The 26,787-nt window shown below is 30.5% G+C and carries 25 protein-coding genes; 17 read left to right on the forward strand and 8 right to left on the reverse strand.

Going from position 1 to position 26,787, the window contains the following annotated elements; genetic code table 11:
- The first annotated feature begins 2 nt into the window (after positions 1-2).
- The 6 genes from ABGB03_RS03770 to ABGB03_RS03795 are packed head-to-tail and all read left to right on the forward strand — an operon-like array spanning position 3 to position 7,144.
- On the forward strand, positions 3-1,148 hold the full coding sequence (locus ABGB03_RS03770) for a glycosyltransferase family 4 protein (RefSeq protein ID WP_347924958.1): 1,146 nt from the start codon (positions 3-5) through the stop codon (positions 1,146-1,148).
- Complete coding sequence (locus tag ABGB03_RS03775) at positions 1,148-2,266, forward strand: glycosyltransferase (protein ID WP_347924960.1); 1,119 nt, start codon at positions 1,148-1,150, stop codon at positions 2,264-2,266. Before ABGB03_RS03770 ends, ABGB03_RS03775 begins: the two co-directional genes overlap by 1 nt.
- On the forward strand, positions 2,263-3,348 hold the full coding sequence (locus tag ABGB03_RS03780) for a glycosyltransferase (protein WP_347924962.1): 1,086 nt from the start codon (positions 2,263-2,265) through the stop codon (positions 3,346-3,348). The genes ABGB03_RS03775 and ABGB03_RS03780 overlap by 4 nt, the downstream gene beginning before the upstream one ends.
- Positions 3,335-4,684 (forward strand): O-antigen ligase family protein, encoded by a 1,350-nt coding sequence (locus tag ABGB03_RS03785; protein ID WP_347924963.1) that lies wholly within the window; start codon positions 3,335-3,337, stop codon positions 4,682-4,684. Before ABGB03_RS03780 ends, ABGB03_RS03785 begins: the two co-directional genes overlap by 14 nt.
- Positions 4,685-4,689: 5 nt before the next feature.
- Positions 4,690-5,697: a glycosyltransferase family 4 protein gene (locus ABGB03_RS03790; protein ID WP_347924965.1), complete on the forward strand. Its 1,008-nt coding sequence runs from the start codon at positions 4,690-4,692 to the stop codon at positions 5,695-5,697.
- Positions 5,698-5,749: 52 nt separating this feature from the next.
- Positions 5,750-7,144: a sugar transferase gene (locus tag ABGB03_RS03795; protein ID WP_347924967.1), complete on the forward strand. Its 1,395-nt coding sequence runs from the start codon at positions 5,750-5,752 to the stop codon at positions 7,142-7,144.
- 1 nt (position 7,145) lies between these two features.
- On the opposite strand, the gene ABGB03_RS03800 is transcribed toward ABGB03_RS03795, so the two are convergent.
- The gene (locus ABGB03_RS03800) at positions 7,146-8,318 is read right to left on the reverse strand and encodes a DUF4105 domain-containing protein (RefSeq protein WP_347924969.1); all 1,173 of its coding nucleotides are present in this window, start codon (positions 8,316-8,318) and stop codon (positions 7,146-7,148) included.
- Positions 8,318-9,301, reverse strand: a complete 984-nt coding sequence (locus ABGB03_RS03805; RefSeq protein WP_347926368.1) for a PorV/PorQ family protein — start codon at positions 9,299-9,301, stop codon at positions 8,318-8,320. The genes ABGB03_RS03800 and ABGB03_RS03805 overlap by 1 nt, the downstream gene beginning before the upstream one ends.
- Positions 9,302-9,517: 216 nt before the next feature.
- Between ABGB03_RS03805 and ABGB03_RS03810 the strand changes: the two genes are divergently transcribed.
- Positions 9,518-10,264 (forward strand): CDP-alcohol phosphatidyltransferase family protein, encoded by a 747-nt coding sequence (locus tag ABGB03_RS03810; RefSeq protein ID WP_347924971.1) that lies wholly within the window; start codon positions 9,518-9,520, stop codon positions 10,262-10,264.
- Positions 10,264-11,139, forward strand: coding sequence for a DUF808 domain-containing protein (locus ABGB03_RS03815; protein WP_347924973.1), 876 nt, complete (start codon positions 10,264-10,266; stop codon positions 11,137-11,139). The genes ABGB03_RS03810 and ABGB03_RS03815 overlap by 1 nt, the downstream gene beginning before the upstream one ends.
- Before the next feature lie 83 nt (positions 11,140-11,222).
- Here the strand turns inward: ABGB03_RS03815 and lptB are convergent, their stop codons facing one another.
- From lptB to ABGB03_RS03835, 4 genes are all read right to left on the reverse strand, one after another.
- The gene (lptB, locus tag ABGB03_RS03820; protein ID WP_347924975.1) at positions 11,223-11,963 is read right to left on the reverse strand and encodes an LPS export ABC transporter ATP-binding protein; all 741 of its coding nucleotides are present in this window, start codon (positions 11,961-11,963) and stop codon (positions 11,223-11,225) included.
- Positions 11,964-12,036: 73 nt separating this feature from the next.
- Positions 12,037-12,384, reverse strand: a complete 348-nt coding sequence (locus ABGB03_RS03825; protein WP_347924977.1) for a carboxymuconolactone decarboxylase family protein — start codon at positions 12,382-12,384, stop codon at positions 12,037-12,039.
- A complete protein-coding gene (gene tatC, locus ABGB03_RS03830) occupies positions 12,377-13,201 on the reverse strand; it encodes a twin-arginine translocase subunit TatC (protein WP_347924979.1) in 825 nt (274 codons plus the stop codon). Before tatC ends, ABGB03_RS03825 begins: the two co-directional genes overlap by 8 nt.
- Positions 13,201-14,118, reverse strand: coding sequence for a KpsF/GutQ family sugar-phosphate isomerase (locus ABGB03_RS03835; protein WP_347926369.1), 918 nt, complete (start codon positions 14,116-14,118; stop codon positions 13,201-13,203). Before ABGB03_RS03835 ends, tatC begins: the two co-directional genes overlap by 1 nt.
- Before the next feature lie 242 nt (positions 14,119-14,360).
- Here ABGB03_RS03835 and recQ point away from each other — a divergent pair, with 242 nt between their 5' ends.
- Positions 14,361-16,562, forward strand: coding sequence for a DNA helicase RecQ (gene recQ / locus ABGB03_RS03840; RefSeq protein ID WP_347924981.1), 2,202 nt, complete (start codon positions 14,361-14,363; stop codon positions 16,560-16,562).
- Here recQ and ABGB03_RS03845 read toward each other — a convergent pair.
- The gene (locus ABGB03_RS03845) at positions 16,559-17,008 is read right to left on the reverse strand and encodes a hypothetical protein (protein WP_347924983.1); all 450 of its coding nucleotides are present in this window, start codon (positions 17,006-17,008) and stop codon (positions 16,559-16,561) included. The two genes, recQ and ABGB03_RS03845, sit on opposite strands and share 4 nt — an antisense overlap.
- A 122-nt stretch (positions 17,009-17,130) precedes the next feature.
- On the opposite strand from ABGB03_RS03845, the gene ABGB03_RS03850 reads away from it, so the two are divergent.
- The 8 genes from ABGB03_RS03850 (at position 17,131) to ABGB03_RS03885 (ending at position 26,288) form a co-directional block, all read left to right on the forward strand.
- Positions 17,131-18,063 (forward strand): peptidylprolyl isomerase, encoded by a 933-nt coding sequence (locus tag ABGB03_RS03850; protein ID WP_347924985.1) that lies wholly within the window; start codon positions 17,131-17,133, stop codon positions 18,061-18,063.
- Positions 18,064-18,210: 147 nt separating this feature from the next.
- Positions 18,211-18,570, forward strand: a complete 360-nt coding sequence (locus tag ABGB03_RS03855; protein ID WP_347924987.1) for a hypothetical protein — start codon at positions 18,211-18,213, stop codon at positions 18,568-18,570.
- Between the two features lie 165 nt (positions 18,571-18,735).
- A complete protein-coding gene (locus ABGB03_RS03860) occupies positions 18,736-19,107 on the forward strand; it encodes a T9SS type A sorting domain-containing protein (protein ID WP_347924989.1) in 372 nt (123 codons plus the stop codon).
- A gap of 23 nt (positions 19,108-19,130) precedes the next feature.
- Complete coding sequence (locus tag ABGB03_RS03865) at positions 19,131-19,691, forward strand: YfiT family bacillithiol transferase (protein ID WP_347924991.1); 561 nt, start codon at positions 19,131-19,133, stop codon at positions 19,689-19,691.
- A 116-nt stretch (positions 19,692-19,807) separates the two neighbouring features.
- Entirely contained in the window at positions 19,808-20,539 is a 732-nt protein-coding gene (locus ABGB03_RS03870) for a hypothetical protein (RefSeq protein WP_347924993.1), read from the forward strand.
- Between the two features lie 10 nt (positions 20,540-20,549).
- The gene (locus ABGB03_RS03875) at positions 20,550-23,312 is read left to right on the forward strand and encodes a carboxypeptidase-like regulatory domain-containing protein (protein ID WP_347924995.1); all 2,763 of its coding nucleotides are present in this window, start codon (positions 20,550-20,552) and stop codon (positions 23,310-23,312) included.
- Positions 23,313-23,315: 3 nt separating this feature from the next.
- Positions 23,316-24,521, forward strand: a complete 1,206-nt coding sequence (locus tag ABGB03_RS03880) for a DUF4249 domain-containing protein (RefSeq protein ID WP_347924997.1) — start codon at positions 23,316-23,318, stop codon at positions 24,519-24,521.
- 12 nt (positions 24,522-24,533) lie between these two features.
- Complete coding sequence (locus ABGB03_RS03885; protein WP_347924998.1) at positions 24,534-26,288, forward strand: hypothetical protein; 1,755 nt, start codon at positions 24,534-24,536, stop codon at positions 26,286-26,288.
- Between the two features lie 40 nt (positions 26,289-26,328).
- Here the strand turns inward: ABGB03_RS03885 and ABGB03_RS03890 are convergent, their stop codons facing one another.
- Positions 26,329-26,781 carry a GNAT family N-acetyltransferase gene (locus ABGB03_RS03890; protein WP_347925000.1) on the reverse strand — a complete coding sequence of 151 codons (453 nt, stop codon included), beginning with the start codon at positions 26,779-26,781 and terminating at the stop codon, positions 26,329-26,331.
- Positions 26,782-26,787 lie beyond the last annotated feature (6 nt).

A 26,787-nucleotide genomic window follows, 5' to 3' on the forward strand; every position in this document is an offset into this window, starting at 1 on the left:
CAATGCATATTTGTTTTTTTACACATGAATATCCTAAAGAAGGTTTTCCTCACGGTGGAATAGGTACTTTTATTAAAACTATTAGTAAAGCATATGTCAACAAAGGTTATAAAGTAAGTGTTGTAGGAATAAATAATTACACCAATCAAGAAGAAATTTCTATAATTGAGGGCGTAACTGTTTATAGGCTAAAACCTAGAAAAATTAAAGGATTAACTTGGATGTTTAATAGCAAATCTATTAACAATTGCCTAAAAAAAATACATAAAGAAACGCCAATAGATGTATTAGAAACTCCCGAACTTGGGCTTGCTTTTTTAAAGAAATTATCTGGAATTAAATATATTATAAGGCTTCATGGCGGACATCATTTTTTTTCAGAAGCTGAAAAGCGCAAAATAAATTGGTGGAAAGGCTTTCAAGAAAAAACATCGTTTAAAAAGTCAGATGCATTTATTGCAGTTTCTAATTATGTAAAGGATCATACAGCCAAGTATTTAAGCTATAATGATAAAAAAATACAGATTATTAGATATCCAATAGACTTAGAAGTTTTTCATCCAAAACCAGATATAAGCATATCTGAAAATACAATTTTATTTGCAGGCACAATTTGTGAAAAGAAAGGAATAAGACAATTAATTTTAGCAATGAAAAAAGTGCTAGAATTCTTTCCAGAAGTAAAACTTGAAATTTATGGAAGGGATTGGTTTTTTAGAGATGGTAGATCATACATAGAGTTTTTAAAGACAGAAGTAATTCCAACTTTAGGAGAAGGCTCAAAAAGCATAATTTTTAAAGGCTCCGTATCGATAAATGAACTGGCCGAAAAGTATGCTACATCTAAATTATGTATATTTCCTTCGCTTATGGAAACCCAGGGTTTGGTTGCACCAGAAGCTATGGCTATGGAAAAGTTGGTGATCTTTTCTAACTGTGGTCCAGGACCTGAAACTATTAGTCATAAAGAAACTGGGTTACTATGTAATCCTTATGATGTAGAAGATATTTCACAAAATATTATTTGGGGATTAAATAATGTAGAAAAGAGCCAAGTAATAGCTAAAAATGCTAGAAAGTTTGTTTTAAGCAATTACAATATTGAAACTTTAGTAAAAGAGAATATTGAATTTTATAAGTCTGTTTAATGAAGTTCTTAATTATTACTCATGTAGAACATATAAAAATAGGACAAGAATATTATGCGTATGCGCCTTATGTTCAAGAAATGAACTTATGGTTTAAATATGTCGACCAAGTTAATGTAGTTGCTCCATTAAAAAAAGATTCTATAAAACAACTTGATATAGCTTATCAACATACTAATTTATCATTTCATGAAATTCCAACAATAGCTTTCATTTCATTGTCTAAAGCTATTGTATCGTTATTTAGAATTCCATTAATCGTATTTAAAATTTTTAAAGCTTGTAAGCAAGCAGACCATATTCATTTGCGATGTCCAGGTAATATTGGGTTATTAGGTTGTTTAGTTCAACTATTTTTTTCTAAAAAACTAAAGACAGCTAAGTATGCGGGAAATTGGGATCCTAAAGCAAAGCAACCATTGTCTTACAGATTCCAAAAGTGGATTCTAAAAAATGAATTTCTCACTCGTAATATTAAAGTATTAGTATATGGCAACTGGAAGGATAAGTCTAAAAATATAGTGCCATTTTTTACAGCATCCTATTGGAAATCTGAAGAACTAGAAGTAGGTGTTAAGAGTTTAAAGACTCAAGTTAATCTATTATTTGTTGGTACTTTAAGTAAAGGCAAGCAACCTTTAGTTTCTGTTAAAGTAACGCATGAGTTAATAAAAAAAAGATATCTAGTTAGCTTAGATATTTATGGTGAGGGTAGTGAACAAGAAAGCTTAGAGAGTTATATAAAAGAAAATAAATTAGAGTCTAATGTCATTCTGCACGGAAATGAAGATAAAGAGGTAATAAAACAAGCCTATCAGAAAGCACATTTTTTAGTATTTATATCTAAATCGGAAGGTTGGCCTAAAGTAGTTGCAGAAGCCATGTTTTGGAAATGTTTACCTATTAGTACCAGTGTGTCATGTATTCCAGAAATGTTAGGTTATGGTATAAGAGGTAGTCTTGTTATTCCAGACACAATCACTATAGTAACAGAAATACAAAACTATATAGAAAATGAGAAAAACTATATAGATAAAATAGAGAAGGCACAAAATTGGTCTAGAAGTTATACTTTAGATACATTTGAAACTGAAATAAAACAGTTACTTCATTCATGAAAGTTATACAATTAATAGATTCATTAGATGCAGGAGGAGCAGAGAGGGTGGCAGTAAACATTGCTAATGCTCTAGCTTTAAAAACTGAGGGGTCTTTTTTGTGTACAACAAGGAAAGAAGGAATTTTGAAAAATAGTTTAAATGATGATGTTGGATACATGTTTCTTAAAAAAGTCAATGCTTTAGATATTTTTGCTATAAAAAGACTAAGCAAATTTGTTAGAAAACACAAAATCGATGTTATTCACGCACATTCAACGTCTTTTTTTTTGGCTACAATTGTTAAGTGGCTACATCCAACTTTAAGAATCGTATGGCACGATCATTATGGTAACAGTGAATATTTAAATTCTAGGAAATCAAATATTTTAAAGTTTTGTTCAAAGTATATATCACATATTATATGTGTAAATGATGCTTTGAAACTGTGGAATAAAAAAAAGCTACAATGTAATAATGTTATTTACTTGCCTAACTTTGCAGTTCAAGATAAAGTAGATGCTAAAACTAAATTGAAAGGTGTCTCAGGGAAAAGAATACTTCATTTAGCAAATTTAAGACCACAAAAAGACCATAAAACGTTGTTTTTAGCTTTTAAAAAAGTATTAGAAAAGTTTCCAGATTGGTCATTGCATTGTGTAGGTAAAGATTTTAGTGACGAATATTCTAAGAAAATAAGATTAGTAATTAGCAAATTACAATTAGTAGATAGTGTGTTTTTTTATGACAGTAAAGAGGATGTTTCCAATATCATCTCTCAAAGCGATATAGGTGTATTATCATCAAAATCAGAAGGGTTGCCAATTTCTTTATTAGAGTATGGTTTATTTGGCTTGCCTGTGATTGCAACCAATGTTGGAGATTGTAAAAAAGTTATTACTATTGAGAGTGAGAGTGGCATTTTAGTTGAAAAAGAAAACCCAAAGGCATTAGCTTCAGCAATTAAAACAGTTATTAGTGATAAAACTAAAGCAAGATTATTAGGGAATAATTTAAAATTAAGAATTACTAATGAGTTTTCAGAAAAAGCATATATTAAAAGTTTGTTAGATATATATAGACAAAAAAGTGAAAAAGGATAAAATAAAAAATATCGAAGTTTTTTTAATTCTATTGCATATTGCAATAGGGTTTGGTGTCTTTTTACTGCCTTTTGTTTCTAAACTATTTAACCTACTTGTTGTTGGACTTTCAATTTTACTAATAATTTTTTCTAGAAATAAGGTGTTTGCAGTAATTGCTGCATCAGCATACATTGCAACAAGTGACGTTTTTTTTAGAATGACAGATGGTCTTTTCTTTTACGAGCTTCATAAATATTTATTAATTCTTTTTGTGATTTTAGGGTTTTTATTAGATCAAAAGCGAGTTAAAGGATATATTTATCTTGTCTATATAGGGCTTCTATTACTTACCATTACTTTTACACCTTATAATATTACAGATGAGGTTAGAAAAATGATAGCTTTTAATCTTGCTGGTCCTGTTTCATTGGGTGTTGTTGCTTTTTATTTTTACAGGAAAAAGGTAGTTTATCAACAGTTGGCTAAAGCACTTTTTTATGGAGTATTACCAATAATTTCTTTAGTAACATATTTATTTTTGTATACGCCTAGTGTTAAGGAGGTTGTTACTGGAACAGAATCTAATTTTGCAACCTCTGGTGGTTTCGGACCAAATCAAGTAGCAACAATTTTAGGTGCTGGATTTTTTATATTATTTACACGTTTCATTTTAAATAAGTTTAAAGGCTTACAGTCAATTATTGAATTATCACTCTTGGTCTTCATTGTTTTTAGAGGTTTAGTAACATTTTCTAGGGGAGGTATGCTTACTGCTGCAATAGCTATAGTTTTGTTTATTATTGTTGTTTATCTTAAAGGGAAAAAAGCTTTTTTGGCAAAAACTACTGGTATCTTATTTTTGTTTTTAATAATTAGTATTGGAGTATGGTATTTAGCGGTAAATAGAACCTCTGGACTAATAGAAAATAGATATACTAATCAAAATGCAGCTGGAGTCGAAAAAGAGGATATTGCCACTGGAAGAACAGATTTGTTTTTAATAGAATTTCAAGCTTTTTTAGAAAATCCAATACTAGGTATTGGAGTTGGTAAAAACAAAGAGTATAGGTTTGAAAGAACAGGAAAAGTAGCTGCATCTCATAACGAAATGAGTCGTATTTTAGCAGAGCATGGTTCTTTTGGAGCGTTAGCTTTTTTAATTTTATTGATAACACCGTTGTTTTTAAGACTAGAAAATAAAAAGAACATCTACTTTTACTCGTTCTACATTATGTGGCTGCTAACTATTAATCACTCAGCAATGAGAATTGCCTTTCCATCGTTTATTTACGGACTTTGTTTGCTAGATGTAACGTTTCCAAAAAAAGTATGTGTAAAGCCCCAATCTGGTTAACTTTTATGATATTATACATTGGAAATAATTTAAAATCGAAGTTAACAAATCAAACAACGTTAACATTATTGAGTAATCTTTTAATAAATGAAGGTTATTCAGTCAAAATTTCTTCGTCATTAAATAATCAATTTTTACGATTGCTATCAATGCTTTGGGCAATTATGAAGTATCGTAAAAAAATAGATTTTGTGTTAATAGATACTTACAGTACTAAAAATTTTTATTATGCTATTAGTACGAGTCAGTTGTGTAGGTTTTTAAAACTCAGGTATATTCCTATTCTTCATGGTGGTGATTTACCATCTAGATTAGATAAATCTCCAAAACTTAGTCACGGAATTTTTACCAATTCTTACAAAAATATTGCTGTTTCAAATTATTTAAAACATGAATTTAATAAAAGAGGATTTGAGTCAATTTTTATTCCTAATATTTTAGAAATTGAAAAATATACATTTCTTCAAAGGGAAATCTCTTTTCCTAAGTTGTTATTTGTACGAGCATTTGCAAGTATTTATAACCCTGAAATGGCTATTAAAGCGTTGAGCAAGATAAAAAGGGAATATCCAGAAGCAATTTTATGTATGGTTGGTCCAGAAAAGGATAATTCGTTAGAATCTTGTAAAACTTTGGTCAAGGAATTAGAGCTAGAAAATAGTGTTGAGTTTACAGGAATGTTATCAAAAAAAGAATGGCATAAAAAGGCTGAAAATTATAATATTTTTATAAATACTACAAATGTAGATAATGCGCCTATTAGTGTAATGGAGGCCATGGCTTTGGGGTTACCAATTGTGTCTACTAATGTTGGAGGTATGCCTTTTTTAATAGAAGATAATAAAACGGGAATTCTTGTCAATGAGAATGATATTTGCGATATGGTTAAGGCAATTAATACGATTTGTAAAAATGAAGAAACTGCTAAACACCTAGTGAATAATGCTAGAAAACAAGTTGAAAAATTCGATTGGAGTAATATTAAAGGCTTATGGCATAATATATTACAATGACAAGTAGCTCAAAATTATTTTACTTAGTATCTTTATCCTGTCAATTTATACGATGTCAAAAAATAAAGGAATCCATTTTGAAATTTCTGAGCGCAAAGTCCTTTTGCGTGTTTTTGATATTCTTGCTGTTTTATTAGCTCTCGAACTTATTGGTTATTATTTTCAATTCGATTATTTTTTAGTTACAAAAGAACAATGGCTTTGGTCACTTGTACTTGGGTTTTATTTGACAGTCTTTGGTACTATATTCGAATTATACAACTTAAAGCAATCAAGTAAACTTGATACTACCTTTAAAAATATAGTTATTACAGTGTCTGTTACTGTACTGTTTTATTTATTTACTCCAATTATAACTCCAGTTTTACCAGACCATAGATTGGAGATAGTTTACTTCTATTTATCTATTGTAACTGCAATTTTTATATGGCGTTACGCCTATGTAACATTTATTGCATCCCCAAGATTTTATAAAAAAGTAATTGTGTTAGGGGAAGTTTCTAATATAGAAAACCTTGTAAATGCTTTCAGTACTTCCGACCCTAATTATAAGATTGTAGGTTATATAAATAGTAATGTTTCTAGCAATGAAACCGTAAAGTTTAAAGGTTTAAAGGAATTTAGTGCAGGAAACCTTCAAAAAACAATTAGAGAAGAAGGTATATCAGAAATTGTGATTGCTATTAATGATTCTGAAACTATTACACCATACACTTATAACGAGTTAACACATCTTTTAGAAAGAGGATTTATTATTAGAGAATATACCCAAGTTTTTGAAGAAATCACAAAGCGTATTCCTGTACAATTTGTTGGTAAAGACTTTTATAAATATTTTCCATTTAGTAGAAGTAGCCAAAATAAGCTTTATATGCTTTACCACCGTCTAATGGATTTAGTATGCTCAATATTGGGAATTGTAATTGGAGTATTGTTGTTACCATTGGTTTTAGTTGGAAATTTAATAGGAAATAAAGGCAAGCTATTATATGTTCAAACACGTGTAGGTAAAAACGGAAAGCCATTTAAAATATATAAGTTTAGAACAATGGTTAAAAACGCTGAAAAAGATGGTGTGAAATGGGCAGATAAAAATGACCATAGAGTTACATCGTTTGGACGATTTTTAAGGCGATCACGCCTTGACGAAATCCCCCAATTTATAAATGTACTTAAAGGAGATATGAGTATTATTGGTCCAAGACCAGAACGTCCATTTTTTGTAAAAGAGCTTTCAAGAGTGATTCCTTTTTATGAAACGAGGCATACTATAAAACCAGGTTTGTCTGGTTGGGCTCAAGTAAATAGTCGTTATGGTTCCTCTATCGAAGACAGTTTAGTGAAGTTGCAGTACGACTTATATTATATTAAGCATCGAAGCTTCTTTTTAGATATAAATATTATTGTAAAAACTTTGAGTACAATGGTATATTATAGAGGACAGTAGTCTAGTTACTTTGATTGTGAAATTTTATCAAAAAAACATATCTTACTAAAAGAGCTATAAATAGCGGAATTAACCCAATAGCAAATACTTGAACTCCTATTATCCAATGTAATGTTAAAAGGCATAACATGATTATTAAAAATTTCAAATACTTTATAAACCATTTTTTAGGTGCAGGTTTAAGTAGTTGTTTTATAACAAATAAGTTAATAGGAACAGCCCATAATAAATTGTAATTGTTTGCTGTAGTAGTATGATCTGTAGCAAACCATAATATTAATAAAAATACACCTATTAAACCAGTAATAGAGAATAAACCAATGTCTAGCCATTTACTACGAACATCTTTTTTATAATCTTGGTAAGTAATCCATAAAATTAAGGCTCCTAATAAACTAAAAACCATTAATGGACTCGTAAAAAATGAACTTGATATAGGCTTGTCCACTTTTTTATAAAGCGAGCGCAATTCTTTTACAAGCGGTTTGTTTGAACTGGTGAAGGTTGTTTTGTCAAAAAAAGAATGAATAAACTTTGGAAGAAACATATGCTCTTCTGGTGTTGCTTTTTTATCAATTACCGAACCTAAAGCAACATCAATTCCTAAGCTTCCCCAAGAGTTTTTATTTACCTGTTCATGAATTAATCCTCTAAAGGTTTTTGCATTAAAGTTATTTGGTTTGGTAAAAGTGATTTGTTCATTTAATGAAGCTTTTAGCACATCTTTCATTTTAGTAGCACAATTATCATAAAAGAAGTCGTAGAGATAGTATTTGTTTTCTGGCTTTGCATTATTCAATAGAAAATCAAAAACCTGCTGTTTTTGTGTTCGTGTTAAATCTAAAATTTGCTCGTCTATAGATCTATTTTGCGCAATATAGTATTGAAAAAAGTCATCATAAGGATTATGCTCTAGTCTATAGTTAAGCTTCCCTTGAGCAAATTTTAAGTAGAAATTTGGGGTGTCAAAATCAAACGTACCATAATTAAATACTACATCTAACATTCGTTCTCTATCACGTACTCTAAAACCATTATGCCCAAAAGCATCCATTAACAGAGTACCTGGGCCAATAGTAAGCACACTTATTTCCGCTTGGTCTGAAAGCTTTAATTGAGCATTCGATGTAGTACAACAAAGAAAAAGTAATAGCAAAAGTAGTTTTATCTTCATTATCTAAAAATACTAAAATCTAATTTTACTGAAAAGACGTTAGAATATAATGCAGCACTTTGGTCACCAATATCTGTAAACGCATAATCAATTTGAATGCCTTTGTATTTAAAACCAATACCAAAATTTGGCTGAAAACTTAACTGTTCGGTATTATCTATTTGTAATTCATTTTGAAAATTTCCTAAGCCAGCACGTAAAAACACCATATCGGTATAACCAAACTCAAATCCTAAAGCAGGATTTATACTTGCAAAAGAGGTAGATATAATATCATTATTTTCTGCAAACCTAACATTTAAGTCAAGTTCAGTTCTAAGCGTATAATCGTAATTAAATTCAAATAGTTTAGACATACCAATTTGCATTTTTGGCAAGGTAATTTCGGTGCCTTCAGGCGCTTCTTGGTTTTCTCCTGGAATGGCATCTTGTATATCTGCTAGTTTTTCTTCGTCTATAGCCCAAGCATTAAAAGTGGTGGTAATATCTCTTATCATCACACCAAATTGCCAATCATTACGTTCAAATTGTACTCCAAAATCTAAACCAAAACCCCAAGATGAGGCAAAGTCACCAATAACACGTCGTATTACTTTGGCATTCACACCATAGTTTAAACCTTCAATTGGTAGCTTTCTAGCATAAGAAAATGTAAAACCATAATCGGCAGCCGAAAACAAATTAATGTTATCGTAATTTACATTGCCTTGTTCATCAATCAATTGTGTTGTATCTAGTATGTCATCAACACCAAATCTAATAATAGAAATACCAATAGCACTTCTGTCGTCTAAAGGTTTTGCAAATGCAATATAATTGTAGTTCGCAATGTTAGCAAAGTAACTAGAGTGCATTAATGCTATTTGGTTATCTTCTATATGCACCAAACCAGCAGGATTCCAATAACCAGAATTAACGTCGTTAGTTGTTGCTACCACAGCATTACTCATACCAAGTGCTGCAGCATCCACGCCAATATTCATAAACTCGTTAGAATATTTCCTAGTAGTTTGCGCTGAAGCAATGGTGATACATAAAATAAATAACGAAGCTAAGTACGTTTTCAAAAGGCAATTTCTTTTATGCAAAGATGCATAATATTTTTCAACCTTTTAAACTCAAAATTGTAATAGATATTGTTCTTTTTTAGAGTTCAACTCAAATAGTTTATTATTTTTACTTCACTAAATATTTTCAGCTTGATTAAACATATTCCAAATTTTGTAACACTTTTAAATCTTTTCTGCGGAAGTATTGCTGTAATTTTTGCCGTAAATGGCTCTTTAGTCACAGCATCATTTTTTGCTTTTATGGGTATTTTCTTTGACTTTTTTGACGGCTTTTTAGCTAGAAAACTCAATGCGCAAAGCGAATTAGGTTTGCAGTTAGATTCTTTGGCAGACATGGTAACTAGTGGATTGTTACCAGGAATTGTAATGTTTCAGCTGTTAGATATGAGTTCAAGTTCTTGGAGTTCACTTGGATTAAATAAAACAGTTGGGTATGCTGTTGATTTACCAGAGTTATCTACATTTTTACCACTAATTGGATTACTAATAACTTTAGCATCAGCTTACCGTTTAGCAAATTTTAATATAGACGAGAATCAAACAGATAGCTTTATAGGCCTACCAACACCAGCAAATACGTTACTTATTTTGTCGTTTCCATTAATTATGGAGTTTCAAGATAATGATATGATGAATTCTATCATCTTAAATAAATGGTTCTTAATTTTGATTACACTAGTGAGTTGCTATCTCCTAAATGCCAATATTAAGCTGTTAGCTCTGAAATTTAAAACTTGGAATTTTCAGGATAATGCTGCAAGATATTTGCTAATTGTGTTAGCAGCTGTTTTGCTAATTGTTTTTCAGTTTGCTGCTATTCCACTAATTATTTTAGCTTACATTATTATTTCTGTTTTAAATAAAAAACAACCTTAATGGCATCAGGATTTTTTGCATTACTTGACGATATTTCAGTGCTTATGGATGATGTAGTAGCCATGAGTAAAATCAGCACTAAAAAAACAGCAGGAATTTTAGGGGATGATTTAGCAGTAAATGCCGAAAAAGCTTCTGGATTTGTGTCGTCTAGAGAATTACCTGTGCTATGGGCAATTACCAAAGGTTCTTTTTTAAATAAGCTAATTATACTCCCAATAGCATTTTTATTGAGTGCTTTTTTACCTTGGGCAGTAACGGTTATTCTGCTTTTAGGAGCAGTGTATTTAGCGTTTGAGGGAGTAGAAAAAATTTATGAATATTTTGTACCACATTCTCATGAAAAGCATATTGTAAGAACGGATAATGTATCAAAAGATGCTATTCTAGAGACAGAAAAAAAGAAAATTAAATCGGCAATTATAACCGATTTTATCTTGTCTGTTGAAATTGTCATTATTGCTTTAGGAACTGTAATTAATGAACCATTACTAACTCAAATACTAGTAGTTACGGTAGTAGCTATCATTGCCACAGTTGGTGTGTATGGTATTGTGGCTCTAATTGTGAGGATGGACGATTTAGGTTTACGATTAGTACAAATGAGTAATGGTAAAAAAAACTTTTTAAGATTTATTGGTAAGCTATTAGTTAATGCTTTACCATTAATTATTAAATCATTGTCTGTTATTGGTACCATTGCGCTATTGTTGGTGGCTGGTGGAATTTTTGTGCATAATATTGAATACTTACATCACTTTTTAGAGTCTTGGCCAGCCATTTTAAGAGATTTTGTTATTGGTTTGGGAGTTGGAATTTTGGCTCTTTTAGGGTTTAAGTTGATTAAAGGATTGATAAGGTTAATTAAAAATTAGTCTTTTTTGTAATCAGTAGATTCAATGCTTTTACAAGATTGATAGTCAATTAGACAAATCCAAGAATTAACAAATAAATGCTTTTAGAATTCTAACTTCTTTTTACGAAGCTCAAAATTCTGTCCTAAATACACCTTACGCACCATTTCATCGGCAGCCAATTCTTCAGGTTTTCCAGCTTTAAGAATACTACCTTCAAACATTAAATAAGTTCTATCGGTAATTGCTAGAGTTTCTTGTACGTTATGGTCGGTAATTAAAATACCAATATTCTTTTTGGTGAGTTTAGCTACAATGCGTTGTATATCCTCAACGGCAACAGGGTCAACTCCTGCAAAAGGTTCATCTAATAAAATAAAGCTTGGATCTGTAGCTAAAGCACGTGCAATTTCGGTACGACGACGTTCACCACCAGACAATAAATCACCACGACTTTTACGTATATGTCCAAGCCCAAATTCGTCAATGAGCGACTCCATTTTGTCATGCTGTTCTTTCTTTGAAAGTTTGGTAAGCTGCAAGACACTCAAAATATTATCTTCAATACTTAATTTTCTAAAAACCGAAGCTTCTTGCGCCAAATAACCAATCCCGTTTTGTGCACGTTTGTACATTGGATAGTTGGTGATTTCTGTATTGTCTAAAAATATCTTTCCGCCATTAGGTTTTATTAAACCAACAATCATGTAAAAAGAGGTGGTTTTACCAGCACCATTGGGTCCAAGTAGTCCAACAATCTCACCTTGATTAACTTCAAGAGAGACATCTTTTACAACTTTTCGTCCACTATAGGACTTCATTAAATTATTGGCTTTTAAAATCATATACTTCTAATGAACGCTAAAAATAGTAAAAACATATAAGCTACTAGAATTGCGTACCTACTTTATAAATTATTTAACCTTGTTGTTCTAGAGCATCCCAAAATTCATAAGCACGTCTTAAATGCGGAATCACAATAGTACCTCCTACTAAAGTAGCTATACTTAAAGCTTCTACAACTTCTTCTTTTTTTAATCCTTCTTTGTGACACGTTTCTAAATGATAACGTACACAATCATCACAACGCAACACAGCAGAAGCTACTAAGCCTAGTAACTCTTTAGTTTTAACATCCAAAGCACCAGCTTGATAAGCATTTGTGTCAAGGTTAAAAATGCGCTTTATTATTTTATTATTATCGCCTAGAATTTTATCATTCATTCGCTCGCGATACTCGTTAAATTCTTCAACTATGTTAGGCATGTTTTGCTTCCTTTCTCTTTTGATTTCTTATTACAACTTTAGATATATATATACTGACTTGATATAATATTATAATAGGGATAGCAACAATAATTTGACTCGCAATATCTGGAGGTGTAATAATTGCTGATAATATCAACACTATTACCAACGCATATTTGCGATACTTTTTTAAGAATTCAGGTGTTACCAAACCTATTTTTGTTAAGAAATAGATAATTATTGGTAATTCGAAAACCAAACCTGATGCTAAAGCAGCTGATCTTACTAAGGCGATATACGAACCTATATCAATTTGGTTCTCTACCATATCGGAGATGCTATAATTTGCTAAGAAATTAATGGATAGTGGTGTTACTATATAATACCCAAACAAAACACCTAAGAAAAATAAAAACGAACAAATGATAATAAATCCTTTGGAGTGTTTTTGTTCATTTGGGTGCATACCAGGACTAATAAATTTCCATAATTGATAAATCACATAAGGAAATGCAATAATAAAACCAGCCAAAATAGAGGTCCAAATATCTGCTGAAAACTGTCCAGCCATCGTTCTATTTTGAATCATCATTGGTAGTTCTCCAGCACAAAATGTAGTTTCGACATTAATAAATTGAGCCGCTTTGCATAATAGGCGATATGTTGGAAAACTCATCTCCGTAGGAGCAAAAATGATAAGTTTAAATATTGAGCGACTAAAAATAAAAGCTAATGTTCCCACAATTACAATGGCGGAAGTAGCTCTAATTAAATGCCATCTTAAATCTTCCAGATGGTCTAAAAAAGACATCTCATTTACATTTTTCTTTGTCATTATAGTATTCCTTCTTTAATAAGGTCGTGTAAGTGAACAACACCAGCATACTTGCCGTTTTCTTCAACTAATAATTGCGATATATCGTTGACCTCCATAAGTTCCATTGCGTCCACAGCCATTGCATCGTTATCAATACACTTAGGATTAGAACCCATAATATCTTTTGCTGTAAGCTTAGAGAAATTCTCTGTTTTACTAAGCATACGTCTTAAATCTCCATCTGTAATAATACCAATAACTTTATTGTTTTCTACAACGGCAGTCACACCTAACATTTTTTCGGATATCTCAATAATAACATCTTTAATTTTTGTGTCTTTTTTAACTTTAGGCTTTAGATTTACCGAAGAAATATCACTAACACGTAAGTATAGTTTTTTTCCTAAAGCACCTCCTGGATGATATTTTGCAAAGTCCTTACTAGAAAACCCACGTAATTCCAATAAGCAAACTGCCAATGCATCTCCCATCACTAATTGTGCTGTTGTACTTGTTGTTGGAGCTAAATTGTTAGGGCAAGCTTCTTTTTCTACAAAAGTGTTTAAAACAAAATCGGCATTTTGACCTAAAAACGATTCTGTATTTCCAGTAATAGCAATCATTTTATTTGGTCCATTTTTAATAAGAGGGACTAATACTTTAATTTCTGGTGTGTTACCACTTTTAGAAATACAAACCACAACATCATCTTCTAGTATAAGTCCTAGGTCACCATGAATTGCATCTGCTGCATGCATAAAAACGGCTGGTGTGCCAGTAGAATTAAGGGTTGCAACAATTTTATTGGCGATAATAGCGCTTTTGCCAATACCAGTAATTATAACGCGTCCTTTAGATTTGTAAATAAGCTCTACTGATTTTGAAAAGTTGTCATCCAATAAATCAGAGAGATTTGCAATAGCATTGCTCTCCATTTTTATTGTGTCTTTGGCAATCTTTAAAATAGATTTTGAAGTATTCAAAATTTATATTTTTTGAGTTTGATGTATTTTAAAGATTTTACTATCTTTAAAAGTCAATTAAAATGTATTACTTTTAAGTAAATAAATTTCTAATACAAAAAAACGAAAAAAATTAATGGGAGTTCTCTAAATTTGAATATTTATAACTCTTTTAATAAATTTTGATTTAGCATAATAAAGAAACTGAGGGATTAATGAGTTTTGATGAAAACGATCTGCACCAAGCCTTAAAAAAATATTTTGGGTTTGATAAATTTAAAGGACTCCAAGAAGAAGTAATTAAAAGCGTAGTAGCTGGCAATAATACATTTGTAATTATGCCAACTGGTGGTGGAAAATCACTTTGCTACCAACTTCCTGCATTAATGAAAGAAGGAACTGCCATTGTGGTATCTCCTTTAATAGCCTTAATGAAGAACCAAGTTGATGCTATTAGAGGCGTGTCTGATGAAGAAGGCGTTGCACACGTGTTAAATTCTTCCTTAAATAAAACGGAAGTTAAACGTGTAAAGTCTGATATTAAAAATGGAATTACAAAACTACTATATGTAGCTCCCGAATCACTAACCAAAGAAGAGAATGTTGAGTTTTTAAAATCTCAAACAATTTCTTTTATGGCTATAGATGAAGCGCATTGTATTAGTGAATGGGGACACGATTTTAGACCAGAGTACAGAAACTTAAGGCATATTATTAAACGTATTGGAGATAATATACCAATGGTTGGTTTAACTGCTACTGCAACTCCAAAGGTTCAAGAAGACATTTTAAAGAATTTGGGTATAACAGATGCAACAACGTTTAAAGCATCATTTAATAGACCAAACTTATTTTATGAAGTTCGCCCAAAAACAAAATCTGTTGATGCTGATATTATTCGTTTTATCAAACAAAATGATGGTAAATCTGGAATTGTTTACTGTTTAAGCAGAAAGCGCGTTGAAGAACTAGCTCAAGTGTTACAGGTAAATGGCATAAATGCTGTGCCATATCATGCTGGATTAGATGCTAAAACTAGAGTGAAGCATCAAGATATGTTCTTAATGGAAGATGCAGATGTTGTTGTTGCTACTATAGCATTCGGAATGGGAATTGATAAACCTGATGTTCGCTTTGTAATCCATCACGATATTCCAAAGAGTATCGAGAGTTATTATCAAGAAACTGGTCGTGCAGGTAGAGATGGGGGAGAAGGCCATTGTTTAGCATACTATGCTTACAAGGATATTGAAAAACTTGAAAAGTTTATGTCTGGAAAACCAGTTGCTGAACAAGAAATTGGTCATGCATTATTACAAGAAGTGGTCGCTTTTGCTGAAACATCTGTTTCTAGACGTAAATTCATCTTGCATTATTTTGGTGAAGAATTTGATAATGAAACAGGAGAAGGCGGTGATATGGATGATAATGTTAGAAATCCTAAAAAGAAAAGTGAAGCTAAAGATGAAGTTGTTACATTAATAAATGTTGTCGCTAAAACAAATGAAACATATAAGAGCAAAGATTTGGTAAATGTGATTGTTGGAAAAGAAAACGCACTAATAAAATCACATAAAACGGACTCTCAGCCATTTTTTGGAATTGGAAAAAATAAAGACGGTAAATTTTGGATGGCACTTATTAGACAAGTGCTTGTAGCTGGTTATTTAAGGAAAGACATAGAAACTTATGGTGTTTTAAAAGTAACTGATTTAGGAAGAGAATTTGTGAGCAATCCAACTTCTTTTATGATGGCTGAAGACCATCTTTTTGATGAAGGAGATGATACAGGCATAATAACTGCTACAAAAGGAGGAGGAGTTTCAGTAGATGAAAAACTTATGTCAATGCTTAAGGATTTACGTAAGCGAAACGCTAAAAAACTTGGTGTACCTCCATTTGTTATTTTTCAAGACCCTTCACTAGAAGATATGGCTCTTAAATATCCAATTTCAATGGATGAACTGTCTAATGTTCATGGTGTTGGAGAAGGAAAAGCTAAAAAATATGGACAAGATTTTATTGATTTAATTTCTACCTATGTAGAAGAAAATGATATTATTAGACCAGATGATATGATTGTTAAATCTACTGGTACAAATTCGGCATTAAAACTATATATTATTCAAAATATTGATAGAAAATTACCTTTAGATGATATAGCATCAGCAAAAGGCATGCAAATGCAAGATTTTGTTAAAGAGATGGAAGCTATTGTCTATTCTGGAACTAAGTTAAATATTAATTATTGGTTAGATGATATTCTTGATGAAGATCAACAAGAAGAAATTCATGATTATTTTATGGAATCGGAAACCGATAAAATAGATGATGCTATAGAAGAGTTTGATGGCGACTATGATGATGAGGAGTTACGCTTATATCGAATCAAATTTATTAGTGAAGTAGCTAATTAACTTTCACCTTCAGTAGTTTTAAAAGTAACATCTTGTTTTTTAGATATTACAGATAGACTTTGAATTTTAGATTTATTAAGTTTTTCAATTTGTTTTTTTTCAATATCAAAATCTATAGCCGTGATAAAACTGTTTGGAACTTCGCCAAAATCAGATTTCAACTCATTCATGTTAGACTTTAGTGTCATTTCGAAACTCTTACATTTAATAATAATTTCTGCGCCTTTAAATGTTTTAATCTTAAACTTTCCAATAATAACAGCTCTAAAATAATAATATCCTGCAAGCTCATTCATTCCTGCAAACATAATGTTGTTATTAGAAACAGCAAATGGCTTCTCTTTAATTGAAGCCATTATTTTTTCTATATATGCAGTATCTTGAGATTCGCTACTTGCATTATTTTTATTAAAAACAGTTCGTATATTATTTAAAGAAAACTTCATTAGTTCTAATTTTCCACAAACATAATAAACAAATAGTGAAATGATTTAGTTTAAAAACTCCTAATTAGTAATTCATAAATCATAAATCCTTGTATCTTTGCACTTTCTTAAAAATTAGAACAATGCAAGACGGTTTATACGCAAAATTTAACACAAGCAAAGGCGAAATATTAGTCGCTTTAGAATACAAAAAAACTCCTGGTACTGTTGGGAATTTTGTTGCTTTAGCTGAAGGTGATTTAGAAAATTCGGTGAAGCCACAAGGAATCCCTTATTACGATGGATTAAAATTCCATAGAGTTATTCCTGATTTTATGATTCAAGGAGGTTGTCCTTTAGGGAGTGGAACTGGAAATCCTGGATACCAATTTGATGACGAAATTCATCCAGATCTTAAGCATGATGCTCCAGGTATTTTATCAATGGCAAATGCTGGACCTGGAACCAATGGAAGTCAGTTTTTCATTACTCATATAGAGACTTCTTGGTTAGATGGTAAGCATACTGTTTTTGGTAAAGTAGCAGAAGGACAAAGTGTTGTTGATGCTATTTCTCAAGGAGATGTTATTGATAGTTTGGAGATTGTAAGAGTTGGAGCAGATGCAAAAGCATACAATGCTATAGAAGCGTTTAGAACTTTTGAAGGTTCTAGGGAGAAAAGATTAGCAGAAGCGAAAGCTAAAGCCGAAGCCGAAATGGAAAAATTAGCAGCAGGATTTAGCAAAACTGATAGTGGATTGCGTTACCAAGTACTTCAAGAAGGAACTGGTAATAAAGCTGAAAAAGGTAAAACGGTATCTGTACATTACAAGGGTCAATTAACTGATGGAACTGTTTTTGATTCGTCTTATAAACGTAATCAGCCAATAGATTTTGCTTTGGGTGTTGGTCAAGTAATTCCAGGTTGGGATGAAGGTATTCAATTACTAAAAGTAGGTGATAAGGCACGTTTTGTAATACCAAGCGATTTGGCTTACGGAAGTGCTGGAGCTGGTGGTGTAATTCCTCCAGATGCTACTTTAATTTTCGATGTTGAATTAATGAATGTAAAATAACAGCAAGTTTTTTATAAATAAAAGCTGCCTTTTGGCGGCTTTTTTTGTTCCTAGATTTTAGTTTGCGCGAAAAAACAACTAATTGTAAGGATATTTTTGTTTTTAAGACGCCGTTTAGTAATTTTATTGCAATTAATCCTTAGAACAATGAACCTCAAAAAATATTTACTAACAGTAAGTATAATGCTCCTTTCTTCCGTTGGAGTATTTGCTCAAGAAGAAGGGCTTATTTCGTCCATAGATGATTTCTCAATTGATAATATTGACTTTAATAGAAATGGTGTGAAAATTCTAGCTTTTGATAATACTTTAGCTTTAGAGTTTAGAGATATAGTTTCTAATTTAAGATTTGAGATTATTAATAAAAAAGGAGATATATTATTAAGTAAGAAAGAAGATACAGCAAAAAAAACACTATTAAATATATCGAAACTTAAAAAAGGGACTTATTATGTTAGGATTTTTTCTGAAGAAATAAAAGATTTTTTAAAGTTTGACAAAACGTAACAGTACAATAAATACTTTTAGTAAAGTAGAAGAGTTAAAAAGCTGCCTTTTGGCGGTTTTTTTTGTATTCATTGTTTTTTTATGGATTAAAAAGCACCACTTATCCTCAATTTTTGTGTTTCAATTCATTGTAAATTAAGTTCATAGCTGTTAATCCAAAGAACTATGAAACCAAAAATCCTCACATTGGCCTTAGTGCTAGTACTATTTTCGGCAATGGCAATAAATGCACAAGACAGTAATGAAACTGCATTTTTAGAAACTACTAGTGAATTTTATGCTAGCTCAACAGTTACATTTAATCCAAGCGGTATTGGTATAAATGTTACAGATAATACTTTGTCATTATACTTTCTAAATAGAATGGCTCACCTTAGATATGAAGTTATTAATAAGAAAGGAGAGGTATTGTTACTTAAAAAAGCTAAAAGTACTCAGCAATCATCTTTAGATATTTCTAGTTTAAAAAATGGAACTTACTTTGTACGTGTATATAATGGTACTTTAAAAGATTTTTTAAAATTTCATAAAAAATAAAATTACCACCGTATTTTTGTTGAATGACTAAGCAAGCACTTGAGCAATTAAAGTATCCCATCGGGCAGTTTATTTGCCCAGAGGAAATAACATCACTACATCTAAAGAATTGGATTGAAGTTTTAGAGCAATTTCCATCAAAATTAGAGCAATTAGTAAAACATCTTAATGATGAGCAATTAGATACGCCATATCGCCCTGAAGGTTGGACAGTGAGGCAAGTTGTACATCATGTTTCCGATAGTCATCATCATAGTTACATTCGTTTTAAGTGGGCTTTAACCGAAGAGAAACCAGTTATTAAATACTATTTCGAACAATTTTGGGCTGAATTACCTGATGCAAAATTTGCTCCAATACAAATGTCGTTAGATCATTTAACTGCAGTACACTTTAAGTTAGTATATTTATTAAAAAGTTTAAATGAAGACGATTTAAACAAAAGTTTTATTCATCCAGAGCATAACGAAGAAGTGGTTCTAAAAAAGAATGTTGGTATTTATGCATGGCACTGCAATCATCATTATGCACATATTGAAAATTTACTTAAAAGAGAAGGGTGGTTAAGCTTAGGAAGTTTATAATTAAAAAAAAGATTGTTTAGCTTATTTTTACCAATTTTTACCAATTTTTGCTAGTTTATTAATAAGTGAAATTATATATTAGCGTAATAATCAACATCTTATAATTCAATTAAAATATGAAGAACTACCTTAGTTTTTTTAAAGTTATATTAATTGTTTTTCCTATTTTTTCCTATAGTCAAACCCAGAATATAAGCGAGGATGTCTACACTTTATTTGATAATACAGTTGGTATCGATAATATTGGAATTTATAATGGAGTAGAGTATGAAGTAAAATTTAGAGCAGGAAATAATACTCATTCTTATTTTAACTCCCCAGATTTTTTAAAAGGCTCTATAGACTATGATGGAGAGAGTTATTTTGGTGTAAATATTAAATATAATCTTTATGAACAGGAGGTTGTAGCAAAAATGAAGAATAGAAATTCGGCGGAAGTTATAATTACCCTTTTTAAAGATAAAATAAACAGCTTTACTGTTGACAATCATAAGTTTATCAAAATAACAAAAGCAAGCTCAAACTCAGATAATATTTTTGGGTTTTACGAAAAGAGTTTTATTAGTCCAGATTTAACACTTTTTATAAAACATAAAAAGTTCAAGAAAGATTTATATCAGAATGAACAGATGTATGTAGAATTTGTTGAAGCTAAAAAGCAATATGTTTTATTGTATAATAAGACTTACATAGAATTAACTTCTAAAAAAGATATAGTTTCTGTATTCCCTAATTTAAAGCAAGAAATTGATAAATTTTATAGAAATAATAGATTACACAGAAAAACAGATTATAGCCAGTTTTTAATTCAACTATTGCAAGAATTAAAACAGACTAAACTAAAATAATATTTTGATAATGAAGACGACCAAAGTATTATTAATATTTCTTCTTAGCTTTCAATCTGTTTTTTCTCAAGAAAAATCTAAGAGCTTATCTATAACTTTAAAAGATACTAGTATTGAAAATGTATTGAAAAGTATTGAAGAAAAAACAAATTACAAGTTTTTTTATATAGCTGATTGGTTTGATGATAGTACAATATCTAGAGATTATAAAGATGTTACAATTAATGAAATATTAACTGATATTTTTAAAACGACACCAATTAATTATTACATAGATGCTAATTTCAATATTATTTTAACTCGAAATAATATTATTCATGATAAACTTCCAGACGGCTTTTTTGATGTGAAAGAAAAAGTACAGATTGACGAATCAGAGCAGGAAAATACATTAAACCCTGTGTTTTATGAGGATGATGTCATAGTCAACAATAACGAAATTATTAGAATTGGTAAAGAAAATAAGAGCACAAGCTTGAAATCATTTGTGCTTACAGGAAAAATAAAAAATGAAACTACTGGTGAACCAATTTCTAATGCTGCTATTTTAGTTAAAGAGAATAATACTGGAACTACTACCAATAATAGAGGGAATTATGAAATAACACTAAAAACAGGAGTAAACACTTTAGAAGTTAGTGCACTTGGTAAAGGTAAAATTGAAAAAACGGTAATAATCTACAACAATGGCGAATTAAATTTTACACTTAATGACGATTTCGAATCATTAGATGAAATAGTAATTGAAGCAAATAGAGATAGAAATGTAGTTAAAGCAGTTACGGGTTTGTCATTAATTGATGTTGAGGAAATTAAGAATATTCCTCTAGTATTAGGCGAAAGGGATATATTAAGAGTCGCAATTGCTTTACCAGGAATTACAAATGCAGGGGAAGGTGCTTCTGGATATAATGTTCGAGGTGGAAAAACTGACCAAAATTTAATTTTATTAGACAATTCAGTTGTGTATAATCCTTCACATTTTTTCGGTATTTTTTCGGCATTAAATCCATTTACTTCAAAAAACGCAAGTATTTATAAAGGAAATATCCCAGCTGAATTTGGTGGAAGGCTCTCATCAGTATTCGATATAAAAACCAAAGAAGGAAATACCAAGAAATTTTCTGGAGAAGCTTCTATTGGTGCAGTAATGAGTAACTTAACATTAGAGCTTCCAGTTGTAAAAGAAAAATCATCTTTATTAATCGGTGGTAGAAGCACCTATTCTAACTGGATATTAAAATCTTTAGACGACGAATCTTTAAATAATAGCAAAGCTTCGTTTTACGATGTTGTAGCTAAATACCATCATAAAATAAACAAAAACAATACGGTTAAGACAACTGCGTATATGAGTAAAGATGATTTTAGTATCACATCAGACTCACTTTACAGTTATAACAACAAGCTGTTTTCATTTGATTGGGAACACAAAGTTAATGATAAGAATGATGCTAATATAATAGTGGCAAAAAGCCAATATGAGTTTAATATAAATTATAAAGACAGCACCAATTCAGGTTTCGATTTAGGATATAAAATTGATGAAACAGAGCTAAAACTAAAAATGAAATACAACCATAGTGATGCACATAAATTTACGTATGGATTGTCTAGTAAGTTGTATGTTGTAAACCCTGGTAATCGCGATGTTATTGGTACAGACTCTAGGTTTGTTGGTGTAAACATTCCTAAGGAAAGAGGCTTGGAGTCGGCAGTTTTTGTGTCTGATAATTTTACTGTGAATGAAAAGCTACTAATAGATGCAGGCTTGAGGTACTCACATTATATGTCTTTGGGAGAATCCACCCAGAGAGTTTATGCAGAGGGTCAGCCTAAAGTTGAAGGTACATTAATAGATAATGTGTATTACAAAAAAAATGAAGTCATTAAACAATATGGAGGTTTGGAAGCTAGAATTTCTATGAGATATTTTTTAATGGAAGATTTTTCGGTTAAGGCAAGCTTTAATAACAACATTCAATACATTCATACTTTATCTAACAATACAACGGTGTCACCTACTGATACTTGGAAGTTATCCGATTTAAATATCAAACCACAATCAGTTAACCAATACTCTTTAGGTTTTTACAAGAACTTAAAAGATAATATGTACGAGCTTAGTGTAGAAGGTTATTTTAAAAAGTCTGATAATATATTAGACTATAAAGTAGGTGCTAATTTGTTGCTTAACGAAACAATAGAGCGAGAAGTACTGCAAGGAGAAGGTAAAGCGTATGGCATTGAGTTTTTAATTAAAAAAGATAAAGGAAAGTTTAATGGATGGATTGGTTATACCTATTCTAAATCCTTGAACAAATTTGAAAGCGAATTTTTAAGTGAAAATATAAATAATGGTAAGTATTTTTCATCAAATTATGATAAACCTCACGACTTAAGCTTAGTAACAAATTATAAAATCACTAATAGGTATAGTGTGTCAACCAATTTTGTATATCAAACAGGAAGACCGGTAACCTACCCAACTGGGAAATATGTTTTAAACAATACGGAGTATGTGGTTTATAGTGAAAGAAACAAATTTAGAATCCCTGATTATTATAGATTAGATGTAAGTTTTAATGTTGAAGGAAACCATAAAATTAAAAAATTCGCACATAGCTTTTGGAATTTATCAATCTACAATGTGTTAGGAAGAAATAATCCATATTCAGTATTTTTTGTGTCTGACGATGGTAGGGTTAAGGCATACAAGAGTTCTATTTTCTCAATCCCAATTCCAACAATTACCTATAATTTTAAATTTTAATGTATGACTACTATAATTAAAAGTAAATATCGAGTTTTTTGGGTGTTGCCTTTGTTATTTTTTGGCTGTGTAGAACCTTATGAAATTAAAACCGAAACGTTTGAAGACTTTTTAGTAGTTGAAGCATTACTTACCAATGAGGTGAAGTTCCAAGAGATTTTATTGAGTCGAACATTCCCATTAGAGGAAGTTATTCCTATTGCTGAGACAAATGCAAATGTTTCTATAATTGAAGACATGGGCTTGGAGTATAAATTCAATGAAGTGGAGCCTGGTAAGTATATATCAGAAGTTGAGTTTAACGCTTTACCAGATAGAGAATATACATTATTGATAACCACTAATTCTGGTAGAAAATATAGCTCTAAACAAGAAAAATTAGAGCAAGGCGATGTTGTAGATTTTAGTTTATATACGCAAAGTTCGATAAATAGCGATGGAGCAGAAGGTGTTGCTATATATTACGAAAGTATTGAGCCAGGAAATGAAGATTCCAGATATTTTCGTTTTGAGTACATTGAAACTTATAAAATTGTACCACCTTATTGGTCTGATGAGTATTTAAGAGTTAATCAAAATGGAACACTAACACTATTAGCTAAAGAAAATGAGGATGGAAAAGTTTGTTTTGGTACAACTAAATCTAATGAGATTATTTTAAGAAATGCAAGTGAGTTTTCAGAGAATGAAATAGACCCATTCCTAGTTAAATTTAATAAGCGCCTAAATGCAAAAATACAAAGTCGTTATAGTTTATTAGTTAGGCAACACTTAATTTCAAGGGAAGCTTATACTTATTATGAAACCTTAAAAGATTTTTCGGAATCTGGTAGCGTATTTTCTGAAAACCAACCAGGAACTGTTTTAGGTAATATATCTTCTTTAGATAACCCAGAAGAAACAGTTATTGGTTTTTTTGAAGTTGCAAAAACTTTAGAAAAAAGAGTGTTTTTTAGTTATACTGATTATTTCCCTGATTCTCAATTGTTTTTGCGTCCATATTTTTTCACATGTAATATAATGGAGCCGTTTATAGAAGCCAATGCTTCACAACCATTAACTTTAGCAGAAATGATTGAGCAAGGTCTAGTAATATTTCATGCAGAAAATTTTATTGAAGGTGAACCACCATATCAAGTCGTTAAAACTAAGTGTGGAGATTGCTCAATATTTGCAGATATAGAAGTGCCAGATTTTTGGGAAGAATAGATTGTTAATATCATGAAAAAAAGAATAATAGTTTTATTAATATGTTTTGCTAGCAGTATATCAATTACTAAAGCTGTTAACATAGTATCTAATCAAACTGAAACATTGCCACAAGAAAGTATTTTTGTGCATTTAAATTCCTCTCTTTTTTTAGCAGGCGAGAACTTATATTATAAAGTATATTGTTTAAATGATAAAGTAAATCAATTAAGTACTTTAAGTAAAATAGCTTATGTTGAACTTGTTGGAGAAAATCATGAGGTTGTTTTTAAGCATAAAATTAAATTAGATTCTGGTGTTGGCTATGGAGATTTTGTAATTCCTACATCTGTTAATTCAGGAAACTATATGTTAATTGCATATACGCAATGGATGAAAAATGCTGAGAGCGATTATTTTTTTAAAGGGAATGTAGCTGTTATAAATCCTTTTCAAAACAATCAAGAGGCTATTTTAGCAGATTCTGAAAAACAAGATTCCACTTTTAATATAGCAACAGTTAATGAAATAAGAGAAAATGTGAATTCTCAATTTTTAGAAATCACTACAAATAGAAAGAAATTTCAAAAAAGATCAAAAGGCTCTTTAATCCTTAAAAATATAAGCAATAAAAACTTAAAAGGAAATTATTCAATCTCTATTAGAAAAATAGATGCTCTAGATCGATTGGTTAGTAAAGCTAAATCTGCCAATACTTTTGTAAGCGAACAAGGCGAAAGTGGTCATGACATAAATAAGATTAACTATTTGCCAGAATTACGAGGAGAACTTATTTCTGGTAAATTAATTAAGATAACTGATGATAAACCTGCTGTAAAAGAGAAAGTTTCACTATCAATTAATGAAAAGGATTTTATTCTTAAAGTTGCTAATACTGATGATAATGGTGTTTTTTATTTTAATATAAATAATGATTATAATAACGAAAATGCTGTTTTGCAGGTCTTGGATAGAGATAATAAAGATTATAGAATAATATTAGATGAGCATAGTTCAGTTGATTATAATACTATAGATTTTGGAGAAATGAAAATTTCATCAAAATATAGAAAACCTCTTGAGCAACGAAGTATTTATAATCAAATTGAAAACGGTTATTTTAGCCTAAAACCTAATACATTAAAACCTATAGATACTATTAGACCTTTTTTCGAAACGTATCATGCCACTTTTTATCTTGATGATTATACTAGATTTTCAAAGGTTAGAGAAACTTTTATAGAGGTTATTAAAGATAGTTACATACAAAAAGATAACAACAACAAAACTAATTTTTATGTTACTTCACTCAACCCATATGAAAGATTAGAAAAGCCAGCAGGAGTTATTGTAGATGGAATTTTACTTCAAAGTTTTGATGAGTTTTTAGAGTATGATTCAAGAAGAATAAAAAAAATAAGTATAGCTAGAACTGAAACCAATTTTATACTAGGTTCAAAAATATTTGGAGGATTTATTGTAGTAGAGACTTTTGATGGAGATTTCTACAAAGAATTACCCAAAGAAAATGTAACCATGGTTAAACTGTTTAAACCACAACCTAAGAAAAATTATTTCAAAAAAGATTATGAAAACGTTATGACCACAAATAGAATTCCAGATTATAGAAGTCAATTACTTTGGGAACCAAATGTAAAAATGGAAGAAAAAGAATTGATTTTTAATTTTTTCACTTCTGATAATAGTGGTGAGTTTGAAATTCGACTAGAAGGATTTACAGCTAATGGAAACCCAGTTTCTATAAGTAGTTTCATTACTGTTGAATAATAGCATTAATAAGCTAAAAATTTATTTTGATAAAGAGCTACTAGTGTAGAAGCTTTTCAAAACACACACTATTTTCTATACCAATATATTGATCGTAATTAGGAATAATTTTATAACCAGTTTTTTTATAGAGCGAAATAGCTTTTGGCTGTTTTTTACCAGTTTCAAGAATACAACGTTTGTACCCCAATTGAGCAGCCCATTCTTCTAATTCATTCAAAATTTTTGTTGCAATACCTTTACCTCTTGTTCCTGGTAAAGTATACATACGTTTTATTTCAACAGTTGAATCACTATATTGTTTAATGGCTCCACAGGCAACAGGAATATTATTATTGTAAGCGACAATAGCATATTTAATGGTTTCAATACTATTAAATTGATGATAAAATCCATGTTCATCACCATCAGATATTGCTAAATCTTTGTCTAGATGTGCTACAAGCATTCTAAAATCAATGTTTTTAGAGTCAGTTTTTTTAAGACGAATCATATTGTT

Origin of the sequence: Pontimicrobium sp. SW4, from assembly GCF_039954625.1 — a bacterium.
Taxonomy (GTDB): Bacteria; Bacteroidota; Bacteroidia; order Flavobacteriales; family Flavobacteriaceae; genus Pontimicrobium.